Here is a 21179-nt window from a genome sequence, read left to right as displayed (position 1 = left end):
CTGCAAAGAAAAAAGCCGTCAGAAGTTGACAGCCTCAAAATCACATATTCTCCAACACTTCAACAATTCTTTTTGCCACCTTGTTTGCCAAAGTATCATCATCTTCGCCGTTTGAATACACAGTAACATTTATCTGGTTTATTATGCTTGGTTTCTCATTCGCAGACACCGGTTTCATATAGTTCTGCAGTGTGTTCCAAAATCTGTCGAGCGGAAGAATTGCCTCTGCTCCGGATTCACCTCCAACCATAGGGAAACCGCCGTTCATACCGAACATTGTAGGACGTGTCATAATACCGCCTTTTGCGTACCATTGTATGCCGAGTTTCGGTATCGGTGTATTGATACCGGCAATACTGATAGTTCCCGTCTGCACAATATGCGGAGTTTTAATAATACCTTTTATCCCGTTCCATACATTGCTTATTGTACTCTTTATTGAATTAAAGACGCCTGACACTGTGTTTTTGACTGAATTAAACACATTCTGAAATGTTGTTCGTATGCTGTCTATTACTGTTTTAATTCCTTCTGTAACATTCGTTACAACCGTCTTTATATTGTCAAAAGCAAGTCCTGCGGATAATGTTATCATATTCCAAATATTTATTATAACATTCTTCGCACCGTCAATTATTAACGTAATACCGCTTATCACATTCTGCACACCGTTTTTTATAGTTTCGGTATTCAATGTAAATATACCGACTATGACTTGGAACACACCGGATATTGTTGTTTTAATGCCTTCAAATATTCCTGACACTGCCGTTTTTATATTTTCAAAAACAGATTTTATGTTATCAAAGAACATTTGAAAATTCTGCTTTATTCCGCCTATAATATTTGATATTACCGTTTGTATATTTAAGACGGTATCGGATACTTGATTTTTAATGCCGTCAATAACTTTTCCGACAGTTGCTTTGACGTCATTTACAATCTCGGAAATTACATTCTTAACCGGAGCAAGTGCTGTACTTACCGAAGTTTTTATTTCTGCAAATTTTTCAGTGACTGCGGTTTTTACCGAAGTAAATTTCTCTGCGATTTTGCTTTTTATTCCGTTTGCGGCATCACCGATTGACGATAACTTTTCTCCGACAGTTTCTTTAATCCCGTTAAACTTCTCACTGATTTTTGTCTTTATTCCGTTAAATGCACTTATGCATTTATCCACTATCGGTTTCAAAGCACCTTCATTATATGAATTTCTCACAAATTCAAAGGCTTTTGAAAAGGCACTGCCAAATACATCTTTTATGCCTGATAATTTTTCTTTGACAGTATTCAGTATAGGAGAAAGTTTTGTTTTTACACTCTCGACAACCTGTCCGAGTTTTCCGCCTGTAAGAGAGTTTATTGCATCATAGCCGGTCTTGTAATATTCTTTTATTGCTGTCATAGTACCGGCGACTGCACCTTTTATTCCTCCGCCGTGTTCCTGATAGGAATTCTTGATGTTATTCAGTTTTGTTGATACCGTATTTTTAATACCGTCCCAAACATTTGCTGCAGTTTCCTTGACTTTACCCCAAGCATTTGAAACTGTATCTTTTATCCCGTTGAACACATTCTTTATACCGTTCCAGAGATTTTTTGCTGTTTCCTTTACCTTGTCCCAATGTTTAAAGAGCAGAACACCCACCGCAATAACCGCACCGATAGCAATAACAACAAGACCTATCGGTGATGTGACAAACGTCATTATTGCACCGAACACTCCCGTCACCACATTAAGTGCCTGAGTTGCGGCAATTTGAGCGATAGTCGCAGTTGTAAGCGGTGCAAAAGCAGCCGCCTGCGTTCCTGTCATGACAGCAGAAAATGCAATTAGTCCGTTTCTTATCCCTTCGACTACATTTGCAGCCGCAACAGCAATTTTATATGCGGTTACCGCTCCGGCAATTCCGGCAATCACAGGTGAAAGTGTGCTTGCAGCGGATATTACACCCGAAGCAATATTCATCACTGCCACAAGTGAATTGCACAAATTCGGTACTACTACATTTGCAAGTGTCTGAATTAATTCAGTACCGTTTCCGCTGAATGCGTTTACAATGCTGTTCCTGACATTATCAAACGCATTATGAAGTCGTTCTATTGCCGGCTGATTATTTTGAATTGCATTCTTTACAGCGTTAAATACCGTGCTTGCAGTATTATAAATTGTCTGAATTGCAGAAAATAATCCGTTTCCTATTGCAACAGTAACATAAGAAATAGCGGGAGTTAATGCACCGAGTCCGTCAGACATAGACTGAAGAACGCCTTTAAACTGCGATGAACCGAGTGCATCAAATATCGCAATTTTCACACCCTCGAACTGCGACTTTAACAGTGTGAGTTTACCGCTTACCGTGTCATTCATAGTGTCAGCCATTTTTAAAGCCGCACCTTCCGAATTATTTATAGCGTCAGACAATGAGTAAAAATCACCAGGACTTGCATTCACGATTGACAGAAATCCCGACAGTGCATTTTTTCCGGCAATCATTGTTGCATACTGACCTTTTTGAGCATCGGTAAGTGTTGAGAAGCGTGTCTGAAGTTCGGGAATAAGCACAGATAAAGGTTTCATACTGCCGTCCGTATTTACTGCAGAAATCCCCAAAGCCGACATAGCCGCATCTACTTCTTTGGTAGGTTTCGCCAACCTTGTCATAACACCTCTCAGAGAAGTACCTGCGTCCGAACCTTTAACTCCGGCATTTGCCATCAGACCGAGCGCCGTGGTGGTATCTTTCATTGAATATCCCATTGCACCTGCAGTTGCCGCAACATTTTTAAAGGACTCGCCGAGCAAAGATACATTTGTATTTGACTTTGACGCTGCAACCGCCAAAACATCAGCGAACTCACCGCTGTCACTTGCGTTCAGTCCGAAAGCGGTCAAGGCATCGGTTACAATATCAGATACACCGGCTAATTCCTCACCGCTCGCAGCGGCAAGGTTCATTATTCCCGCAATACCGTCAATCATCTGCGACGAATTCCAGCCAGCCATACCCATATATGACATAGCCTCTGACGCTTCTATTGCAGAAAATTTGGTTTTAGCACCCATTTCCTTTGCTTTCTCGGAAAGTGCAGTCAGTTCTGCACCTGTTGCTCCCGAGATTGCGGATACGTTTGCCATTCCCTGTTCAAACTCTCTGCCGGTATTCACTACATCTTTGCCGAAGTCTATCGCTTGACGTACACCGACAAACGCTCCTACGGCTACTGCCGCCTTAGATGCCAACGAGGTTATAACCCCGCCTACTCCGGAAGACTGATTTCCGAAGTTTTTCATTCCCGACGTTGTACCGTTTAAACTGTTTCTAAGGTTATTGCTCGCATTGACAGCGGACTTCATATTGACGAAAAAATTACCGTTATTAAGGCTTAAAGTTGCACCTATATTACGAGCCAAATTTTACGTCACCCACTCCCCAATAACGCCTTATACTTCTCCGTCTCCTCTTCCACAGCAAGCTCCATACTCGCCTTTAAAAATATTTTTTCAGACAGTGATAACCTTGCAAGCCTGTCCCAATCAAATCCCTTTTGAAGATAGAAATGAATAAGCTGCAGGTCACCGTCCGTCTGTATTAGTTTTTTACGGCTTCCACACCGCCCATATATCCGGCAAGTTTCATACACTCAATCGCAATCTGCGGTATTTCGCCCGGTGCAAATATAATTTCAACAATATCCATAGGTACTGCACAGCCGAATGCGTCCTGTACTTCCTTCGACTTAATGTCAGGTTCTTTGATACATTCATAGCACATATATTTATCACCCTCGCCTGCCTCCATATCATTTGCATCACGGCAAAGTGCTCCGTCCGGTTCTTCAATCGTTATAACCGAATCAATGGACTTAATATATAAATCCATTGTCTTTTTAATTTTCTTTGACGCAATCATCTGCTCCTTACGTCGTAAAAGTTCTGCTAATGTTAATTTTGTAGCCTTATTCATTTTAGTGTCCCTTCCTTTTTTCTTAATAAAAAACCAGCTGTATAGCCGTAATTTTTTAGTGTCCCCATCATTAAAAATACAATCTCTTTATACACACGGGTCAGCGATTGTATCAAGATACTTAAATCCGACAAATCCGCCCGAAAATTCATCTTCGGTAATTTTTCCGTTCTCAAATGCCTGAAGTGTAAGTTCATCAAGCCAGCATGACATAAGCTGTACTCTTTCTGTACCGCCGTTATCGGGGTCCTCCAATTTTGATATAAGCGACAATCGCTCATCAATACCCGCCGAAAGTTTCTCCGCATACGTTTTGCCTCTTGAATAAATCTTTTTTATTTTCGCTGTCCAAGTACCGGACACACCCATCAGTTTACTGTCGTCCCACATTTGCCCCGAAAAGTTTATCGTTTCACGGTTTGTTTTGATTTTTGCTTCAAATGAAGTTATTTCATAACAAATACTGTTGTTCCACCAAAAATAGCCGTGCGTACCGCTGATTACTTTTCCGACAGCGGGAAGCTTTCTTTCTCCTGCCATTGTTTACTGCCTCCCTTACTCCATATTTATAGAAAATTTCAAATCCTCTATTGCATCACAGAATGTTATATCCGCCGTTACAAAGACATAACTGCCCGTCTTTGCCTTACGAATCTGTTCATCACTGTACTCGGATATATCATATTTTTGTGCAAGCCAGTCACGCTGTGCATTAACATCTATATCCGCTGTATTTTCCGCATCGCCGTACAGTACGCCTTCTCTTACAAGTCCGTCAAAATACTGATTAATAGCAGCTACAAACATAACCTTATTGTCATAGCTGTTATTAATTCCGATATAGTTATTCTCAAATGCAGAACGAATATCGTCACGCATTAAGTCCATACCCTCAATAATTTTGATTTTCTTCATATCTTCGGTCTTATCACCGCTTAAGATGTGTAGCGAATTTACACCTCGTGCGACTTTTACTTTTTCGCCGTCATTGATGAGTATAAACTTACCTTCGTCTATATCTTCATTGGGAGTAAGGCTCTCCGTTATAGAGTCAATTTCCGAAAGAACTTGATATGTCGCGCTCTCTGTCATTGACAGTCCGGCAAGCAAGCCTGCAATTCTTGCACAATATTCATATGCCGAATATGTCTTTGCTCCTACTTTGATACCGCTCGAGGAAAAGTTAACAATGCCCTCATTATTTGCGGCAGAACAAGGCAAAACCGCTTTGAATGTCTTTTTTGCCGCTCTCTGTGCTATAATCCAATTCTGCAGTTCTTCCGTCAAATCTTTATGCGGTTCCAATCCCGGAAACGTCAGCCAGTTCCACGACTTATTTCTAAGGCGTGCCAAGGCGGCGTTATATGACTTTTTGAAGTCCTCGCCTGTTTCCGCTCTTTCCACAAGCACTCGTTTCGGTTTGCCGAGAAATATTTTATTCAAGTAGTCAAGATTTGTCGTTGTCCAGTCTGATTTCACAATATCGGCTTCATAGTTATATGTATAACTTAAATTTTCATCTCCGACTTTGGTTGAATCTTCAAGAATAACCGCTACAATTCCGTTCTGACTTCGTGTTACCGCAGTCTGTGCCTTCGTCTTAAATTCAATCAAAATTTCAGGTAATCCCATTTTTATCCCCCCCGTATCACAAGTTCGCTCATTTCATCATACTTTTCTGTTTTATCCACAGCCTGAATGAAATTTATATCAAAATACACATACATTACACCCTTTTCAATTTCAAAATTCATTTCATGAATAGTCAGATGTCTGTCCATAATATCGAAAGTCGGGTACAAAAAAGCTCTTTAATCCTGCTGTAAGCACCTATACAGTCCTCCACAGTTTCAAGAGCCGATATATATTTTAATTCTACCGAAACAGTAAGTTCCTCAAGTGCACCGCCGCAGCACTGAGGCTGTACATCTGAAGGATACGCAGAAACAAACACTGCCGGTTTTAAAAATCCCTCATCTACTTCTGAGGCAACCACGTTAAATCCGGCATTCATAAGGATTTCCGCAGTTCGTGTCTGTATATCTTTTTCTGTAATCATTTGTCCTCCTACATTTGTATATCCTTTGTTATCTTATCAAGCAGTTTTTCTGCACCCGAGTTGAATTTTGCCTGTGCCTCCGACATTGATTTTTCAAGCATAAAATCACCTTGTACATATCCGCCGGATTTAATGCCTCTTGCAGAACGCTGTACACGATTAAGTTTTCTGCCTCTTTCCCGAGTTCTGCCGCCACTTACAATCTTATGACCGAGTTCAATAAGATGAGCATGCGGTGCTGTTGACTGAACTCTCACTACTCTCACTTTACCGCCCTTATACAGTTTTACTTTTTTCGTTCTCCATGAGTTTCGGAGTTTCTTTGTCCTTACCGGTGTAAGTGATTTTGTTCTCTTATTTACGGCACGTCCTTCTGCCATAAGGAATGCGTCTGCCTGACTCGGATAATTCTTCTCGCATTGCTTCATAGCTTTTTCAAGTTCGTCAAATCCGAATACATCAATATTCCTTGCCATTTCGGTCTTTCTCCTTTGCAACAATTTGCAATTCCGTATTGTTTTCGCCTATGTTAAGAACAGAAACAATACCAAGAACCTTTAGTCCGAACATAATTTTCATATCCTCAGTTATATTCGGAAAATACCTTGTTGTAATTTTGTATGTGGTTTCTGCACGCAGTTTTTGTGACTCCTCATACTCACGTCCCGACATCGGAGAAACATTTGCCCATACTGCATACTCATTCAAAGAAAGCTGATGTGAATACAGCTGTCCGCCGCCTGCCGATTTCCACACTGCATTGCCTTTATTATCAGTCAGCACATACACAGAAGTTTCATCGGCATTGATGTCACCGCTTAACTTAGGTTTGAACGGAATCCACACAGGTACATTTTCATTCATTGAATTTAATCTTTTATCAAGCGGTTTCAAAAATATAACCCGATGACGCAGTTTTGAAAAGTCCATTAAAATGCCGCCTTTCTGTATGGTCTCAGCAATGTATAAAATATACTCGGTACGCCGTTTTTAGTTCCGTCACGCTGTTCAAAGAAATATCCTATACACACAAGCATAGCTTGTTTATAGCTTTCCGGCAGTTCATCAGGCATTGCAAGACGTGTATAATTTTCGCACATTTCTCCTGCTAAGATAATGAGTATTCGGAGATAGTCGTCCTCTGCGTCAGAATCCAAATGCAGATACTGTTTAACCTCTTCAATCGTCAGCATTTTCTTCCTCCGTTTTGGATTGCACTGTTTTAGATTTAGTGTCCCTTCTTGTTATTTTAGTGTCCCTTACTTCTTCCGCAAATCCGCACTGAACCAAATCTTCGCCTATTTTCTTGTCAACATCAACAGTCTGACCTTCATAAAAACTGAAGGTCAGACCCGAGCATGAAGTTGTTATCTTTATTTTCATTTTACCCTCCTATTATTTCATCTGAACAGTCTTAACCGATTCAGGCAATATCAGCTTTCCGTCTAATCTTTGGAATACACGGAAACCGACTTGTCCGTTCTTTGCAAAAAGTTCATTCAATCTTTGGAACGAACGTCCTTGTCTGTCAGCCACCCAATAATATGATAAATCACCAAACAGCAATATCTTATTGCCGGACTCTATCTCAGGCATATATGCAGAAGTATGTATCGGACGGTTAAGAATTGTATCCGGCTGTCCCGCCTGCAGACCCGGCTGCCATAAATACTGACCGTTACTGTCTTTAAGTTTTCTTATAGCCTTTATTGTACTGTCGCTTGACATAAATACGGCATTCTTTCGATATGGTGTTCTAAGACTGTGATATAGGTCAATTATTTCATCTGTCGTAATTGCGTTTGACGCAGCAGACGTAACCCCTACTTCAGCCGTATTTAACACACCTGTCGGTTTTCCTGTACCGTTGCCGTTGATAAATGCCAATTCCTCTGCCGCACCCATTCTTCTTGCAAATTCTGATGATATGTATGTTTCAAGATTAAATGCGGAGTCATTGAGCAGTTCTTCCGATACTTTTATAATCGTACTTAGCTTATGAGCTCCAAGAGATACAGTTCCGAACTCATCATCGCTTTCAGTGTATTCCGAGCCTTCATCTGTCCACACAGCCTCACCGTGAGATGCAACTACCGGAATCTTTTTATCACCGTTTGCACTTGTTATGATTGTAGTTAATCCTCGCATAATGTTTTCATCGGCAAGTTTGTCAATAAGAACTGCCTCGTATTCATCGGGAACAAGGTATCCGCCGTCACTGTCAGTACCAATCTGCAACGTATCATGTACCGAATATGACAGCTGATTATTCTTCATAAGCTTCCAAAACGCCTGCTTATATTCGTCACTTGCTCTGCCCGTTTTTGTATTACCGTTCGTTTTAGGTGTTTCAAGAACGGGTGTATTAACCGGAGAATTCAGTCTTTTTTCCATCTCTGCCTGACGTTCTAAAATATCTATCTCCTTGCCGAGAGCAACAATTTCACTCTCCATTTTTTCATATGTTTCCACGTCCTCTGCCGAAATCATATCGTTTTCTCGTTTTGCATTATCAAGAAATTTCTTTGTCTTTTCCCATAACGCTGCTCTTTTTTGTCTTAAATCAGTTATTGACGCCATTTATATTACCCCCCATTATTTCAATAAATTTAATCTTGTTTCAAACTGTTCTGACGGAATACAATACTTTGAATCTTCCGGCTTGACTATTGGCTTAAGTTTCTTGCGCATTGCGGCAATGGTATTGGTCACCATTGTTGTTTTGTCAAAAATCATATCTTGATTATCAGTGCTGTCATCATTGCCGTATAGGATTTTGTCGCAGAACCCCATATCATGTGCCGAATGTGCATTCATCCATGTTTCTCCGTCCATCAAATATGACAGTTTGCTTCGTGACAGTCCGGTCTTTATCTGATAAGCATTTATAATTGATTCCTTTACTTCGTTAAGAAAATCAATACCTTGTTCAAGTTCAGATGCCTGTCCGTAAAGCATCATTGAAGGATTATGTATCATAATCATCGATGTAGGAGACATCTCAACCATATCCCCGGCCATTGCAATTACAGACGCCGCACTTGCCGCAATGCCGTTTATTTTAACTGTAATTTTGCCGTTATGTTCTTTCAGTGCCGTATATATTTCACTCGCCGCAAAACAGTCACCGCCCGGACTGTTTATCCATACCGTAATATCACCGTCGTATTGATTGAGTTCATCACGGAACATTTTCGGTGTTACATCATCGCTGTACCAGCTTTCTTCCGCAATTACGCCATTTAAAAAAAGCACATTTTCTGTGCTTTCATTTTCTTCATCTATTTTGTTTTTAACAGTCTTGAACCTCCAAAATTTACTCATTTTCACTTTCACCCCCGCTGTTGTAATTTCCGGCATTGTTTATATCAACCATATTGCCGTTACATAAATATCTGTCACCGCCAAGCTCTTTAGGTATTTTATTCATATCCTCCAATTCCCTTATATCGTTTGCACTGTACCACCCATTCTGTCTACCGATAGCATATCCGCTCATACGGCTTTTAAAATCCCCTCGCAGAAGTCCGTCAACATTGAATTTTACGAAGTATTTTTTCTGTTCTTCTTCTGTCAGAAGCTGCTGAAATATTGTCTGCTCTATCCTCACAAGCCACGGTCGGATTGTATTTGTCACAAAATCAAGCGACTGCTGTTCTATATTGTTAAAACTTGATTTTTCCAAATCAGCAATCATATGCGGAGGAACACGAAATATTCTACATATTTCATTCACCTGAAATTTTCTTGTTTCAAGAAACTGTGCCTCATGAGGATTTATCGAAATCGGATTGAATTTCATTCCTTCTTCCAACACCGCAACCTTGTGTGCATTTGAACTTCCGCCGTATGCGTCATTCCATGCGTCACGAACTTTTTCCGGCTCTTTCAAAACTCCCGGATGTTCCAAAACTCCGCTTGGTGTACCGCTGTTTGAGAAAAAACTTGAGCCGTATTCTTCGGCAGCAATAGAAAGTCCTATCGCATTCTTAGCCATAGCAATCGGTGAGTATCCCACCAGTCCGTCAAATCCCAATCCGACTATATGCAGAATTTCATCTTTGCGAAATACAAATGTCCCCTGCTTATCACTGTTATATGTGTAATATATTTTGCTGTCCGCACCTCTGTCTATACGCATCTTTTCCGGCATAAGCGGATACAGCGCCGTAACCTCACCTTTACCGTTTCGGATAATCTGTGAATACGAATTCCCCCATAAAAGCAGATGTGACATCATAACCTCACGCATTATGAAACTGTTCATTTCAGGATTGGGTATATCGTGCAGAAGTCTGTACAACGGATGCGTAAAGGCTCGCTCTTTTCCGCTGTCCGTGTATTCATAAAGATGAATCGGCAGACTTGCTACCGTTTCAGATATGATACGAACACACGCATATACTGCCGTTGTCTGCATAGCCGACCGTTCCGTCACAGATTTTCCCGACCACGTTCGCCCGAAAGGAAATGAACGTCCTCCGCCGATACCGTCTCCCGTATGATTTTTAGGCTTGTCTCTTGGTTTGAATATTGATTTTATTATGTTCATAAATTTTCTCCTTTTTCTTGACATTTGATAGCTTTTATGCTATCATTATATTGTAAATATAATCTACATATCGGAGTATAATAATAATGTACACTATCGAATTTTACGAAAATGCACACGGCAAATCTGAACTATGGGATCTTTTAGAGTTATTGCGTACAAAAATCAAAACAAGTAAAGACGCCCGTATTCAATACAATCAAACAGTACTCTATATACAGCTATTACAAGATAATTGTACTCGTTTACCCAAAGATGTCACAAAGCATATTGAGGACGGTATATGGGAATTACGTCCCGGAAATAACCGCATATTTTATTTCTTTTTTGAAAACAATACCTTTGTTCTGCTTCATCAGTTCCGTAAAAAAACACAAAAAACACCACACAGAGAAATTGAAAAAGCAAAATCTGAACGCAGTGATTATCTATCCAGAAAGGAGCGTGCTTAATATGAGAACATGGAATGATTATAAAGAACACGTAAGAGAAGTTGATCCGATTGCCGCTAACGATATTAATGAAATTGAGAATATCGCATCTATTGTCGGTGCACTGATAGAACAGCGGACCGCTCTCGGTATAAGTCAGCGTGAGCTTGCTTCGCTTTGCGGAATCCCGCAATCATCAGTTGCACGTATTGAATCGTATAAATCAACTCCAAATCTTGATACTTTGCTTAAAATAATGCAGCCGCTTGGTCTTAAGCTTACTGTATCACCAACTAAATAATCATTTCCTTAAGCACATCAATAAATATTGGTGTGCTTTTATGTTGTCTAAAATACAATAATACCCCTACGGTCATAAACACTTCCCTGTTGTCCGCCGTTACGAACTGCTCTGTCGAGTGCCATTACCGCTGCAACCGCACCGTCTATTCGTTCGGTACTGTGTTTCTTAGAAAGTTTAATATTTTCTGCCGAGTCTGTTTCTACACATACATTATCAAAATTCCATCTGAGTACAGGATGATTGTTATGTATAATCTTTTCTTTCAGAACAAGCGAGTAAAGTTCCTTGGTCGGAGGTGACATATCCTTAAAGCCTTGTCCGAAAGGTATCATCGTCAATCCTTCATCCTGCAAATTAAGAATTATCTGTGTTGCATTATATCTGTCATATGCTATTTCACGCACAACGTACTTGCTTGCAATATCCTTTATGTCAGCCTCTATTCTTCGGTAGTCAACTACATTCCCCTCTGTTGTTCGTATAAATCCGTTTGCTTTCCATACATCATACGGAACATGATCACGTCGAACACGCTGAAGAAGATTTTCTTCCGGTATCCAAAAATACGGTACAATTATATATTTTTCTGTATCGTTTCTCGGAGGGAACACCAAAACAAATGCGGTAAGGTCAAGTGTTGTTGAAAGGTCAAGACCTGCATAGCATTCCCTTCCGATAAGTGTATCAAGATTTATTACTTCATCACACGCATCCCATTTCTCCATCTGCATCCATCGTGTTGACTGCTTAACCCACTGATTAAGTCGGAGCTGTCTGAACAGATTTTCCTCAGCCGGATTTTCCTTTGCCGACAAAAATGCGGCACGGACTTTTTCAATGTCAACTGTATGTCCCAGCGATGGATTTGCTTTATACCAATTGCGTTCATCCGTCCAGTCATCTGTGTCTTCGATTCCGTATATAACAGGATAAAATGTCGGATCGATTTTTCTGCCTTCCAAAATGTCAACTGCCTTTTGGTGCTGTTCAAAACATATGCTGTTTCGGTCTGTTCCGGCAGTAGTTATAAGAAAGAACAGTGGCTGTGTTCGTGCATCACCTGAACCTTTTGTCATTACATCAAACAATTCACGGTTCGGCTGTGAATGCAGTTCATCAAATATTACGCCGTGAACATTAAGACCGTGTTTTGTAAAAGCCTCGCTCGACAGCACTTGATAATATGAATTAGTCGGTTTATACACAAGTCTTTTTACTGACATAACAGGCTTAATTCTCTTTTTCAAAGCAGGACATTGTTCGACCATATCCACCGCCACATCAAACACAATACTTGCCTGCTGACGGTCACTTGCACAGCCGTATACTTCTGCACCCCATTCACCGTCACCGCATGTAAGATACAGCGCCACTCCTGCTGCAAGTTCTGACTTACCCATCTTCTTCGGTATTTCAACATATGCTGTGTTGTATTGTCTGTATCCGTTCTCCTTTACCGTACCGAACACATCATTTATTATTTTATCCTGCCACGGCAGCAATTCAAAAGGCACACCCCGCCATTTGCCTTTTGTATGTTTAAGTGCATTTATAAATGTAACTGCACGTTTTGCTTTATTTTCGTCATACATTACTTTTTCTCTCCGCCCAATGAAAGAAGCTGTTCCATTGCGTCATCACTGCTGTCATTGCCTCTGTCTGTTACAATTCTTGACCTTGACGCAGGAGTAAGACCGAACTGTTCACAGAACTTGCTCATCTGTTTCATATACTGCTGAGCAATAGATACCTGCGGCACTTGCTGCCAATATCCGCTCGGAGTTTTGACAATAGCACCGTGTCTTGATATAAATTCTTCTGCCTCTTTCCAACGTGCATAAGCTTGGCAATATCCCGCAAAAGCCGCCATATCAACTTCTGTTAGAATACCGAGCTGTTCCATCTGTTTCGCAAGACGTCTCCATTCCTTTTTCGCATCATCTTCAAGCCATTTCGGACAAGACGGTGCACGAGCCGCAGGTTTCGGCTCATTTGCGTTTAACTGTCTCTTGCCTGGATTACCCTCAAGCTGTTTTACTGCCGTTGGTTTCGGCTTTCTGCCCCTCTGTGCCAAGCGTATCACCTCCATTCGTATAAATTTCTTGTCATTAAAAATTTTCATACAAAAAACCGCCATTTAAGGCGGTTTAAAAATTGTATTTTCTTATTTTTCTGTAATCATAATCTCATATTCATAGCTGTTTAGTTCAAAAAGGTCAACTACTTTCCATAAATCATATTGGTCAGGAATATCTTTAACTGTTCCGCAGAAATAAACGTCTGTATGTTTTTCATTAACCAATTTCATTGTTGCGTTTCGGTTGATAAGGCTGTAAAGTTTCTTTAATTTTAGCATTTTGTTTTCCTCCGTTTTCTCGGTCTGTTTATCTTTTTGTTGTACACATATTACCGTTATATGAGGACTTTATCAATACCATTACTATAACAAAAAGTACAGCCTTTATTTGTGTATATACTACCCTCGTATTCCCTTAAAGTTATAGTTTCCCTTACGAATTTCCGCAATGTCGGCATCTTGTGCCTTTTTGTATTCCGAATCGGCACATTCTTTTTTCTTGCAGTCCATACAGATACATTCGCTGTTAAACATACTTTGAATTCTACCGTCTTTTAAAGACTTTCCGCATCGGTCACAGTTTTTCTGTGTAAAAAAATTATCCATCTCAATTCACCTCCGCCATACAGCGGTCAAATGCCGTCTTTAATTCCTCCACGGGCATACCGTTAGATTTATACCCGCGTTCTATTCCTCCGTAATAATACTCTGTCGGTGTCTGCATCTTTTGACAGTATTTATCGCCCATAACATAGAACATCGCTTTAATCGTATCTTCGCCGTTATCAATTTCCACAGAAATATTCTTCTTGATATAAAAGCTCGGATAACCCTCATAATGGTCAAGTGTCTTTTCGCACTGTTCTGTAATGACCCAAAGCAGAACAGGCACTCGGTCTCCCTCAGATTTTTCAATGTTGGCAAAGCCTCCGCTCCTGAATGTGAGCCGATAGCCGTTTATGTACCCCACCTTGTACACTTCAGCATGCGGACATCTATACGCCATCTGTGCCAAATTAATGTTTGAGCCGTATGCTCCGTAGATTTTTGTTTTCATAATATTTCGTCCTTTCTGAGCGGTTGATTTTTGTAATACCGCTTCTACTGCCATAAAGACGGCTTAAACCGTCCGTTGGCTGTAACTGTTACAGACTTATTTGTCTTTCTCTCTCATACTGCGGTGTATAATTTCAAGTATTTCATTCTGTTCCTCTTTACCTACACCGATATTTTCAAGAGCCTCGTGTATGCCGCAGTCAGGACAAATCATTGTTTTGTTATCTGCTCTTGATAATGCAGGTCTGCCTGTGTATTCCTGTCCGCATTTAGGACATATGGCTGTTTTTATATCTTCATACTTCTTCATATCACTGTCTCCTTTTTGCTTTCGTCAATAGCGTGTAACAACTGTTTTGAATCAAATCCGAAGTTTCTGTATCCCCAAAGGCAAGTCATAACATAACTCATTGACGGAACACCGCTCGGTCTGTTTTCGTCCAATATATATGCAAATGCTGTGCGTTCACGTTTTTTGCCCGTCTTAATTCCTGTCACCGTTACTTGAAATTCCTTTTTATAATAATATTTCGGATACCCCTCGTAGCGGTCAAGCGACCGTTCGTCATCTGTTGTCAACTGCCACACAGCTACCGGAACTTCCGCACCTTGTTTCGGTTCAACGGTCAGATAAGATCCTGTTTTGCTTTTCTTGAACATTAGCTTGTAATTCTCTATAACCGCAGTTCCCATAAGCCGTGCCGACGGGCAGCGATACCGCATTTGCGGTGTGTAAAGGTTACTGCCGTAAGCTAAGTAATACCGTTTCATTATTATCATATCCTTTCCGAAGGAAACACCCTTCTACCACCTTAAGACCGCCAAATGCGGTCACAGTTTTAAGGTTATAGGAGGCTGTTTTCTTCGGTTATGCCATTCTGCCATTTCTGAATGATGCATCTCCGTCAAGGTGTTTTGTAAGGATTTCTCTCGCCGTTGCAAATTCTTCACCGATAAATCCAAGTCTTAAAAGCCATGTTCTCATTGCGTATTTAGGATTTTCAGTCTGCTGTGGTTTCGGACTTGCTGACTTTAGTGTTTTTGCCATCTGACTGAGTGCAAGGCAAAGCTGAATGTAGCTTTTTAACTGTCCTGCGTGTAAGCCGTTTTGTTTTCCGTCTGACGGAGCATCGAATTGAAAAAGTCTGAATTCAACCGTTCCTTTCGTAAAAGTTGCGTGTAGGTTCAGCATATGGTATCTGCTGTCGTTGTAATGCTGTGTTCTGCCGTAGTTTGCACCGTTTGATGTGTACCAAATATCCGCTAATTCCGACATTGTTCTTGGCTTTCTTCTGTTAAGGTTATCAAGAAATTTCGGACTTACCATTCTGCAGTAATTGTTTATTCTGCTCTGTGAAATATTTAATGCACTTGCTATGAGGCTTTCGTGGCTTGCCATTATGTTTGCAAGATTTCTGAGTGTCTGTGCTGTGTGTCCGTTAGCACCGATATGAATATGTACACCGCATCCTCGTGTTGCATCGCTTTTGGCTTTTGCTTTTCTGAGTCTTCTTATAAGTTCCTGCAAAAGCGGAATATCTTCGTATTTAAGAATCGGCGTTACCAATTCGCATTTCTCACTGTCAACCCCTGCAATGCTTACATCCCTTTGGAATTTCCACTCTCTGCCCTCTGTGTCCCAAGCTGACCAAGTATAATAACCGTTTCTGTCTGCTGTATATTTGTATCTGCCTGTTCCGAAATAGTCTGCGGCTATTCTCGCAGCATTTTCTCTTGTGATGTTGTTCATTTCAACCTCAACACCGATGGTCTGTCTTTTCATTTCCTCAATCTGAATTCTTGTTTTCTCGTTCATTGTATTTCCTCCGTTTTTTAGGCTTTCTGCCCTTTTCTTGTAACACATATTACCGTCATACGGAGATTATATCAATACGATTAGTACACAATAATATACACTGTAATTTGTGTACATTACGGCTGTGGATTGAGTTTGTGTTTATTTTTCTTACTTACATCGCTCCGGTCTGCCGTAGCGAAATGCACCGTCACCGCTGAGATTTCTCATCAGTTCTTTACGGAGCGGTTTATATTCCATACCTGATAAACCGATACGATTTAAGAATGTACGCATTGCAAATTTTTCGTTGTCAACCGGCTTATCCTTTGTATTCACTCTTACAGCTTTTTCTGCCATTTGGTAAAGGGCTTTGAAAAGTGATATATAAAGTCCAAGCTTTTCATTTGGAATTACGCTGTCAAACCAGTCAAACCATATTTCATCCTTGTTCCATTCAACTTTCAGTTCCTTATCCGTACCGACTGCTTTTTGAAACAAGGTCATTTTACCCGCAATAATCGCTTTGAGATTTGCAATGATTTTATCGTTACAAGGTTTATCGGATAATTTTGAAATCGGCAGTCCGATTGAACAGCCTATTGTTTCACTTTCAAAATCTTTATTTGTGTCTGAAATATCAACATTTTTGTCATTCTCGGTTTCATATCCGCACTCATACAGCTTTTCAAGTAAATGCTCAACCTTATCATTGTCGGTGTCGCTTGAAATTTTAAGTGTTCCGTCACTCGTAACTGTACAGTCGTCGCCAATTTGATAAGCAAACGACGGTGCTCCAAGATATTTAGACTTTTCTCCGATTATATTGCTAACTGCTTTCACAAGAGCCTTTCTGTCCGTTCCTGTCAGATTATATTTAATCTCCATTACGGTAATCCTCCTTTATTTTTTTGTTAAGCACATATTACCGTCATGCAGAAAATATATCAAGGTGTATAGTACACAATATTATATTACAGAATTTGTGAGTTCAGCATAGTGAGCAATTCCGTTCAATACATAGAACACGCACGGAAGTGCAACACCATTTCCCCACATCGTATATTCCGCACTGTCGGAATGAGGATTTTTAAGCCACTTTATAATCTGATTTCTTGTTTTCGGTTTTGTACTTTTACAAAGTGCTTTTCTGTGATTTTCAAAAATGTCCGACCATTTCTGAATTTCTTCTTCCGTAGGATTTTCTGTTTCCAAACCGTCACACCACCATACAGGGAACCCTTGCAGCAGAGCACATTCTTTAGGTGTCAGACGTCTTACTATATATTCCGTACCGTTTGTATCATTTACAAGCGGAGGGTCTTTGTAATCGCTTGCAACAAGTGTATTTGCACATTCTTTTTCGGCACTTGTAAAGAATGATGCCTTGCTTGCCGAATATGCAGGTTCGGCTACCGCTCCCGGACCTTTTGCCACCATTGTCGGCTGTTTCTCTTTTTCTATTGCAAAATCATATAACGCATTTTGTCCTTGATTAAATGCAGCACGGTCAATTCCGTATGCAACCGCATGTCGGTCAACTGTATTTAATGTAAATGATGTATCCTGATTAAATCCGCTGCCGTTCGGTCCGTTTTTCTCCTTACGTCCAATCATTGAACCCTTTAATACAACAACAGCCATACCTCCTTGATTAGATGACGGATTTACACCTCCGCAGTCAATGGTGCGAGAAGTATCTGCCGCATATATTCCGCTGTTCGGATTGTCAGACTTCATCGAATTGCTATCGTTTGAACATATCCCGTACACTTTCGGTTCAAATAAGGTCTGGTCATTATTACAGCTTAATGTTGCCGACTTATTTTCTTGTATCAATGCACCTTTACCACCGCCGTCACATCCGCATCTGATTTTTAAAGTTTTTGGTGTATGTACGACAAACGGCTGATTATTACCGCCCGTTCCGAAAGTTGCAAGCACTGTCTGTGATACTTCCAACGGACCTATATATCTTGTATCTTGAGAGTGATTTTCAAACATTACACACGGCGGATGATGTGCCTGTGCTCTCAATGTAGTTGTTTTGTCTTGCGTCACATCTATACGTTCTCCGCCTTGATCGTTTAAACATATTGTGCCTGTTTCTCCAATGCCCGTTTCAGCAGTTCCGGCAGTTCCTTGCCGCGAGCAGAGGCTCTTCTTAAAATTCCCGAACATGCTCTCTGACTCAAATAATACTTTTCCGGCACATTCTCCTGCAAAATCTGCGACAAGAAAGATTCTTTTGCGTCTTTGAGGGACTCCGAAGTATTGCGCATCGAGTATTCGATAGGCAACGGAATAATCATTTCCCACAATTTCTCCTGCGGTTGTCCATTTCTTCTCAGGCATAGGAATATGTACGGTTTTATCTTTGATTTTGCAGATTTCTTCAAGGACTGTCCTAAAATCCTGTCCTTTTGAGCTTGACATTGCTCCCGGCACATTCTCCCACACAATCCATCTCGGATATTCTCCATTTGTATTCTCCCTCATTTCCTTTATAACCCGAATTGCCTCAAAAAACATTGATGATTTTTCACCGTTTAGCCCTTCACGTTTTCCTGCTAAAGACAAGTTTTGACAAGGGCTTCCGAATGTAATTATATCAACCGGCTCAATCTTTCCGCCGTTCATTTTTGAAATATCACCGTAGTGTTTCATATGCGGAATACGCTTGGTAGTAACCCGAATAGGAAATGGTTCGATTTCACTCGCCCATATAGGCGTAATTCCAGCCATCATTCCGGCAAGAGGAAAACCTCCGCTGCCGTCAAATAATGAGCCAAGTGTTAAATTACTCATTCGTCAATACCTCACTGTACGGAATTTTTTCACCGTTACGCAATAAAAAAACGTCATCTGAATTTTCTTTAAAATCCACATAACGTCTTACAATTACATCTACAAACTTCTCATCAATCTCAATCGCATAACATATACGGTCAGTCTGTTCACACGCAATCAATGTACTTCCACTGCCGCCGAACGGTTCAAGAATAACTGAATTGACCACACTTGAATTTTGTATCGGATATGCCACAAGCGGTATTGGTTTTGTTGTCGGATGAAGTTCTGATTTCTTCGGCTTGTCAAAATTCCATACCGTTCTTTGCTTTCTGTCAGAGTACCACTTATGTCCGGCTGTAGGTTTCCATCCGACAAGTATAGGCTCATGACAATACTGATAATCACATCTGCCGAGCACGGGTGTATTTTTCACCCATATACACGTTTGATGACAGAAAAATCCGGCATCACGAAATGCCGTTCTGAAATTTATACTTTCCTTATCAGCATGAAAAACATAAATGCTTGCACCGTCTGCACAAACATCATACATACACTTAAAAGCTGAAAACAGAAATTCATAAAACTTTCCGTCCTCCATGCTGTCATTTTGAATAGTACCTGCTGTGCCCTCGTATGCAACATTATACGGCGGATCCGTTACAACAAGATTTACTTTTTTGCCATTCATCAAGTTTTCATATGTTTCCGCTTTGGTACTGTCACCGCATATTAATCTGTGTTTTCCCAAAAGCCATATATCACCTTGTTCAGACACTGGATTTTCCGGAGGTGTCAAATCTGCATCATCTTCTTTAACTTCACCCTCTTGTGATTTTGCGAGAAGTTCATTAAGCGCTTCTTCCGTAAATGCAGACATCTCAAGTTCAATGTCACCGCTGTCCTTTATATCTTGTAAAATATCAGCAGACATTTTCATATCAAGTTCTGAAAATTCCTGTATTTTATTATCTGCCATAAGGTCGGCATATTCCGAAGCTTCACTTTCATAATCCTGAAAATCAACGGGAACTTGCTTTGCTCCGATTTCTTTTGCGGCAAGAAGTCTTCCGTGACCTTTTACCACAAATCCGGAACGGTTTGACACTACAATCGGATGTCGCCAGCCTTGGCATTTTATGATTTTAGCCAATGCGGTTATCTGTTCCTTCGGGTGCTTGTTCGGATTTCTCGGATTGCCCACCAAGCTGTCTGTATCGACAATTTTATCGTGAGCACAATACACTGCAACTCCGTCTGCTGTTGCTTTCGGTTCTATATGTTCAATCATACTTTTCCTCCGTCATGTAAATTCCAATATTGTTTTCTGCATTTGTCCGAGCAAAAAACTTTTCTTTTTTTGCCTGCTGTATGCTTAAGCCGTTTTCCGCAGTTCCGACAGATAAGTCCAAGCTGTACAGATACATCGTTGTTCATTGCCACCACTGGTCCTACGCCTACAAGTCCGTTCCGTTTACAATATGATTTCACTGTACTCAGCGGCAGAATAAGTGTACTTGCAATATGCTTATATCCGTTACCGTCAAGCCGCATTCTGCGAATTTTAACTTTCTGTTCTTCGGTCATAAACTGTTCTCCTCTATCAGTAAAATTCAATAAACAACAGCCGAATAATTGAAATCTTCATAATGTTGTGATATAATATTTATGAGTCATCTGTTAAGCTCCTCTATGACTCACCAGACCAAGTGTGGTTCAGAGCAAACGAAAAGAATCGCGTTTTAGGAGGAGGAATGCTTATGAAGATTTTACTGTTTTTATATTATTTTATTGTCAGTGTTCAATTTACTTTTGTAATACCAAATAGCTTCATTGAATTTTCGTTTGCAGCCCTGATAATAATCGGTTCACATTTTTGTGAACCTTTTTTATATTAAAAAGCAATAAAAAATGCACACTTGAGGACGATTTCAAGTATGCAATAATGCAAGTGTATATTTAGTTATGCGATAATTTTGATGTGACCGTTTTTAGGCCCCCTTGCTTAATTTTGCGAAAATTTGCGTAAACGGGGGCGGCGGTCTACGCTCACCCATTTTTTTAAGATTAACATGGGCCCTATGTCAAGGACAATTTTAACACCCTTCATAATTTATTAGATAACAAATACACCTATGCAGTGT

Annotated in this window: 27 protein-coding genes; 2 read left to right on the top strand and 25 right to left on the bottom strand. The window is 40.4% G+C overall.

Annotation, left to right across the window (positions count from 1 at the left end):
- Positions 1–40: 40 nt before the first annotated feature.
- From LKE05_RS12695 to LKE05_RS12635, 13 genes are all read right to left on the bottom strand, one after another.
- The gene (locus LKE05_RS12695) at positions 41–3415 is read right to left on the bottom strand and encodes a phage tail tape measure protein (protein ID WP_308457077.1); all 3375 of its coding nucleotides are present in this window, start codon (positions 3413–3415) and stop codon (positions 41–43) included.
- A 178-nt stretch (positions 3416–3593) separates the two neighbouring features.
- Positions 3594–3968 (bottom strand): phage tail assembly chaperone, encoded by a 375-nt coding sequence (locus LKE05_RS12690; RefSeq protein ID WP_022228777.1) that lies wholly within the window; start codon positions 3966–3968, stop codon positions 3594–3596.
- Between the two features lie 87 nt (positions 3969–4055).
- Positions 4056–4508: a phage tail tube protein gene (locus LKE05_RS12685; RefSeq protein ID WP_022228778.1), complete on the bottom strand. Its 453-nt coding sequence runs from the start codon at positions 4506–4508 to the stop codon at positions 4056–4058.
- Positions 4509–4523: 15 nt separating this feature from the next.
- Positions 4524–5600, bottom strand: a complete 1077-nt coding sequence (locus LKE05_RS12680) for a phage tail sheath subtilisin-like domain-containing protein (protein ID WP_308457076.1) — start codon at positions 5598–5600, stop codon at positions 4524–4526.
- A gap of 2 nt (positions 5601–5602) precedes the next feature.
- Positions 5603–5749, bottom strand: coding sequence for a hypothetical protein (locus LKE05_RS12675; RefSeq protein WP_308457075.1), 147 nt, complete (start codon positions 5747–5749; stop codon positions 5603–5605).
- The gene (locus LKE05_RS12670; RefSeq protein ID WP_308457074.1) at positions 5734–6027 is read right to left on the bottom strand and encodes a phage tail terminator family protein; all 294 of its coding nucleotides are present in this window, start codon (positions 6025–6027) and stop codon (positions 5734–5736) included. Before LKE05_RS12670 ends, LKE05_RS12675 begins: the two co-directional genes overlap by 16 nt.
- Before the next feature lie 8 nt (positions 6028–6035).
- The gene (locus LKE05_RS12665; protein WP_308457073.1) at positions 6036–6503 is read right to left on the bottom strand and encodes an HK97 gp10 family phage protein; all 468 of its coding nucleotides are present in this window, start codon (positions 6501–6503) and stop codon (positions 6036–6038) included.
- Positions 6487–6957 (bottom strand): phage head closure protein, encoded by a 471-nt coding sequence (locus tag LKE05_RS12660; protein ID WP_308457072.1) that lies wholly within the window; start codon positions 6955–6957, stop codon positions 6487–6489. Before LKE05_RS12660 ends, LKE05_RS12665 begins: the two co-directional genes overlap by 17 nt.
- Positions 6957–7220 carry a head-tail connector protein gene (locus tag LKE05_RS12655; protein WP_308457071.1) on the bottom strand — a complete coding sequence of 88 codons (264 nt, stop codon included), beginning with the start codon at positions 7218–7220 and terminating at the stop codon, positions 6957–6959. Before LKE05_RS12655 ends, LKE05_RS12660 begins: the two co-directional genes overlap by 1 nt.
- Positions 7207–7410 (bottom strand): hypothetical protein, encoded by a 204-nt coding sequence (locus LKE05_RS12650; RefSeq protein WP_308457070.1) that lies wholly within the window; start codon positions 7408–7410, stop codon positions 7207–7209. The genes LKE05_RS12655 and LKE05_RS12650 overlap by 14 nt, the downstream gene beginning before the upstream one ends.
- A 12-nt stretch (positions 7411–7422) precedes the next feature.
- Entirely contained in the window at positions 7423–8607 is a 1185-nt protein-coding gene (locus LKE05_RS12645) for a phage major capsid protein (RefSeq protein ID WP_308457069.1), read from the bottom strand.
- A 15-nt stretch (positions 8608–8622) separates the two neighbouring features.
- Positions 8623–9351, bottom strand: a complete 729-nt coding sequence (locus LKE05_RS12640) for a head maturation protease, ClpP-related (protein ID WP_308457068.1) — start codon at positions 9349–9351, stop codon at positions 8623–8625.
- Complete coding sequence (locus LKE05_RS12635) at positions 9344–10579, bottom strand: phage portal protein (protein ID WP_308457067.1); 1236 nt, start codon at positions 10577–10579, stop codon at positions 9344–9346. Before LKE05_RS12635 ends, LKE05_RS12640 begins: the two co-directional genes overlap by 8 nt.
- Before the next feature lie 86 nt (positions 10580–10665).
- Here LKE05_RS12635 and LKE05_RS12630 point away from each other — a divergent pair, with 86 nt between their 5' ends.
- Positions 10666–11031, top strand: coding sequence for a type II toxin-antitoxin system RelE/ParE family toxin (locus LKE05_RS12630; protein WP_308457066.1), 366 nt, complete (start codon positions 10666–10668; stop codon positions 11029–11031).
- 1 nt (position 11032) lies between these two features.
- Entirely contained in the window at positions 11033–11311 is a 279-nt protein-coding gene (locus LKE05_RS12625) for a helix-turn-helix domain-containing protein (protein ID WP_147513785.1), read from the top strand.
- A 47-nt stretch (positions 11312–11358) separates the two neighbouring features.
- Here the strand turns inward: LKE05_RS12625 and LKE05_RS12620 are convergent, their stop codons facing one another.
- The 12 genes from LKE05_RS12620 to LKE05_RS12565 form a co-directional block, all read right to left on the bottom strand.
- Entirely contained in the window at positions 11359–12906 is a 1548-nt protein-coding gene (locus tag LKE05_RS12620) for a terminase large subunit (protein ID WP_308457065.1), read from the bottom strand.
- A complete protein-coding gene (locus LKE05_RS12615; RefSeq protein WP_117968478.1) occupies positions 12906–13388 on the bottom strand; it encodes a phage terminase small subunit P27 family in 483 nt (160 codons plus the stop codon). Before LKE05_RS12615 ends, LKE05_RS12620 begins: the two co-directional genes overlap by 1 nt.
- Positions 13389–13478: 90 nt before the next feature.
- Entirely contained in the window at positions 13479–13670 is a 192-nt protein-coding gene (locus LKE05_RS12610; RefSeq protein ID WP_022230280.1) for a hypothetical protein, read from the bottom strand.
- A 120-nt stretch (positions 13671–13790) separates the two neighbouring features.
- The gene (locus LKE05_RS12605; protein ID WP_308457064.1) at positions 13791–13997 is read right to left on the bottom strand and encodes a gamma-glutamylcyclotransferase; all 207 of its coding nucleotides are present in this window, start codon (positions 13995–13997) and stop codon (positions 13791–13793) included.
- Position 13998: 1 nt separating this feature from the next.
- The gene (locus tag LKE05_RS12600; RefSeq protein ID WP_308457063.1) at positions 13999–14448 is read right to left on the bottom strand and encodes a gamma-glutamylcyclotransferase family protein; all 450 of its coding nucleotides are present in this window, start codon (positions 14446–14448) and stop codon (positions 13999–14001) included.
- 96 nt (positions 14449–14544) lie between these two features.
- A complete protein-coding gene (locus LKE05_RS12595; RefSeq protein ID WP_022230283.1) occupies positions 14545–14757 on the bottom strand; it encodes a hypothetical protein in 213 nt (70 codons plus the stop codon).
- A complete protein-coding gene (locus tag LKE05_RS12590) occupies positions 14754–15227 on the bottom strand; it encodes a gamma-glutamylcyclotransferase family protein (RefSeq protein ID WP_308457062.1) in 474 nt (157 codons plus the stop codon). The genes LKE05_RS12595 and LKE05_RS12590 overlap by 4 nt, the downstream gene beginning before the upstream one ends.
- Positions 15228–15315: 88 nt before the next feature.
- Complete coding sequence (locus LKE05_RS12585; RefSeq protein WP_308457061.1) at positions 15316–16263, bottom strand: amidoligase family protein; 948 nt, start codon at positions 16261–16263, stop codon at positions 15316–15318.
- 150 nt (positions 16264–16413) lie between these two features.
- On the bottom strand, positions 16414–17130 hold the full coding sequence (locus LKE05_RS12580) for a virulence protein (protein WP_308457060.1): 717 nt from the start codon (positions 17128–17130) through the stop codon (positions 16414–16416).
- An 81-nt stretch (positions 17131–17211) separates the two neighbouring features.
- Positions 17212–19050 (bottom strand): DNA cytosine methyltransferase, encoded by a 1839-nt coding sequence (locus LKE05_RS12575; protein ID WP_308457059.1) that lies wholly within the window; start codon positions 19048–19050, stop codon positions 17212–17214.
- On the bottom strand, positions 19043–20326 hold the full coding sequence (locus LKE05_RS12570) for a site-specific DNA-methyltransferase (RefSeq protein WP_308457058.1): 1284 nt from the start codon (positions 20324–20326) through the stop codon (positions 19043–19045). Before LKE05_RS12570 ends, LKE05_RS12575 begins: the two co-directional genes overlap by 8 nt.
- Entirely contained in the window at positions 20323–20622 is a 300-nt protein-coding gene (locus tag LKE05_RS12565) for a hypothetical protein (RefSeq protein ID WP_308457057.1), read from the bottom strand. The genes LKE05_RS12570 and LKE05_RS12565 overlap by 4 nt, the downstream gene beginning before the upstream one ends.
- Positions 20623–21179: the final 557 nt, after the last annotated feature.

Source organism: Hominilimicola fabiformis, assembly GCF_020687385.1.
Lineage (GTDB): Bacteria > Bacillota > Clostridia > UBA1381 > UBA1381 > Hominilimicola > Hominilimicola fabiformis.
This window is presented reverse-complemented; position numbering and strand designations above follow the sequence as displayed.

Coding starts and splice junctions, on each gene's coding strand:
- LKE05_RS12620 (WP_308457065.1), bottom strand. CDS start 12,906: ATGTATGACGAAAATAAAGCAAAACGTGCAGTTACATTTATAAATGCA.
- LKE05_RS12630 (WP_308457066.1), top strand. CDS start 10,666: ATGTACACTATCGAATTTTACGAAAATGCACACGGCAAATCTGAACTA.
- LKE05_RS12645 (WP_308457069.1), bottom strand. CDS start 8,607: ATGGCGTCAATAACTGATTTAAGACAAAAAAGAGCAGCGTTATGGGAA.
- LKE05_RS12585 (WP_308457061.1), bottom strand. CDS start 16,263: ATGAACGAGAAAACAAGAATTCAGATTGAGGAAATGAAAAGACAGACC.
- LKE05_RS12590 (WP_308457062.1), bottom strand. CDS start 15,227: ATGATAATAATGAAACGGTATTACTTAGCTTACGGCAGTAACCTTTAC.
- LKE05_RS12635 (WP_308457067.1), bottom strand. CDS start 10,579: ATGAACATAATAAAATCAATATTCAAACCAAGAGACAAGCCTAAAAAT.
- LKE05_RS12665 (WP_308457073.1), bottom strand. CDS start 6,503: ATGGCAAGGAATATTGATGTATTCGGATTTGACGAACTTGAAAAAGCT.
- LKE05_RS12580 (WP_308457060.1), bottom strand. CDS start 17,130: ATGGAGATTAAATATAATCTGACAGGAACGGACAGAAAGGCTCTTGTG.
- LKE05_RS12625 (WP_147513785.1), top strand. CDS start 11,033: ATGAGAACATGGAATGATTATAAAGAACACGTAAGAGAAGTTGATCCG.
- LKE05_RS12570 (WP_308457058.1), bottom strand. CDS start 20,326: ATGATTGAACATATAGAACCGAAAGCAACAGCAGACGGAGTTGCAGTG.
- LKE05_RS12600 (WP_308457063.1), bottom strand. CDS start 14,448: ATGAAAACAAAAATCTACGGAGCATACGGCTCAAACATTAATTTGGCA.
- LKE05_RS12660 (WP_308457072.1), bottom strand. CDS start 6,957: ATGGACTTTTCAAAACTGCGTCATCGGGTTATATTTTTGAAACCGCTT.
- LKE05_RS12565 (WP_308457057.1), bottom strand. CDS start 20,622: ATGACCGAAGAACAGAAAGTTAAAATTCGCAGAATGCGGCTTGACGGT.
- LKE05_RS12690 (WP_022228777.1), bottom strand. CDS start 3,968: ATGAATAAGGCTACAAAATTAACATTAGCAGAACTTTTACGACGTAAG.
- LKE05_RS12610 (WP_022230280.1), bottom strand. CDS start 13,670: ATGCTAAAATTAAAGAAACTTTACAGCCTTATCAACCGAAACGCAACA.
- LKE05_RS12575 (WP_308457059.1), bottom strand. CDS start 19,050: ATGAGTAATTTAACACTTGGCTCATTATTTGACGGCAGCGGAGGTTTT.
- LKE05_RS12605 (WP_308457064.1), bottom strand. CDS start 13,997: ATGGATAATTTTTTTACACAGAAAAACTGTGACCGATGCGGAAAGTCT.
- LKE05_RS12685 (WP_022228778.1), bottom strand. CDS start 4,508: ATGGCAGGAGAAAGAAAGCTTCCCGCTGTCGGAAAAGTAATCAGCGGT.
- LKE05_RS12650 (WP_308457070.1), bottom strand. CDS start 7,410: ATGAAAATAAAGATAACAACTTCATGCTCGGGTCTGACCTTCAGTTTT.
- LKE05_RS12595 (WP_022230283.1), bottom strand. CDS start 14,757: ATGAAGAAGTATGAAGATATAAAAACAGCCATATGTCCTAAATGCGGA.
- LKE05_RS12675 (WP_308457075.1), bottom strand. CDS start 5,749: ATGGACAGACATCTGACTATTCATGAAATGAATTTTGAAATTGAAAAG.
- LKE05_RS12670 (WP_308457074.1), bottom strand. CDS start 6,027: ATGATTACAGAAAAAGATATACAGACACGAACTGCGGAAATCCTTATG.
- LKE05_RS12640 (WP_308457068.1), bottom strand. CDS start 9,351: ATGAGTAAATTTTGGAGGTTCAAGACTGTTAAAAACAAAATAGATGAA.
- LKE05_RS12655 (WP_308457071.1), bottom strand. CDS start 7,220: ATGCTGACGATTGAAGAGGTTAAACAGTATCTGCATTTGGATTCTGAC.
- LKE05_RS12680 (WP_308457076.1), bottom strand. CDS start 5,600: ATGGGATTACCTGAAATTTTGATTGAATTTAAGACGAAGGCACAGACT.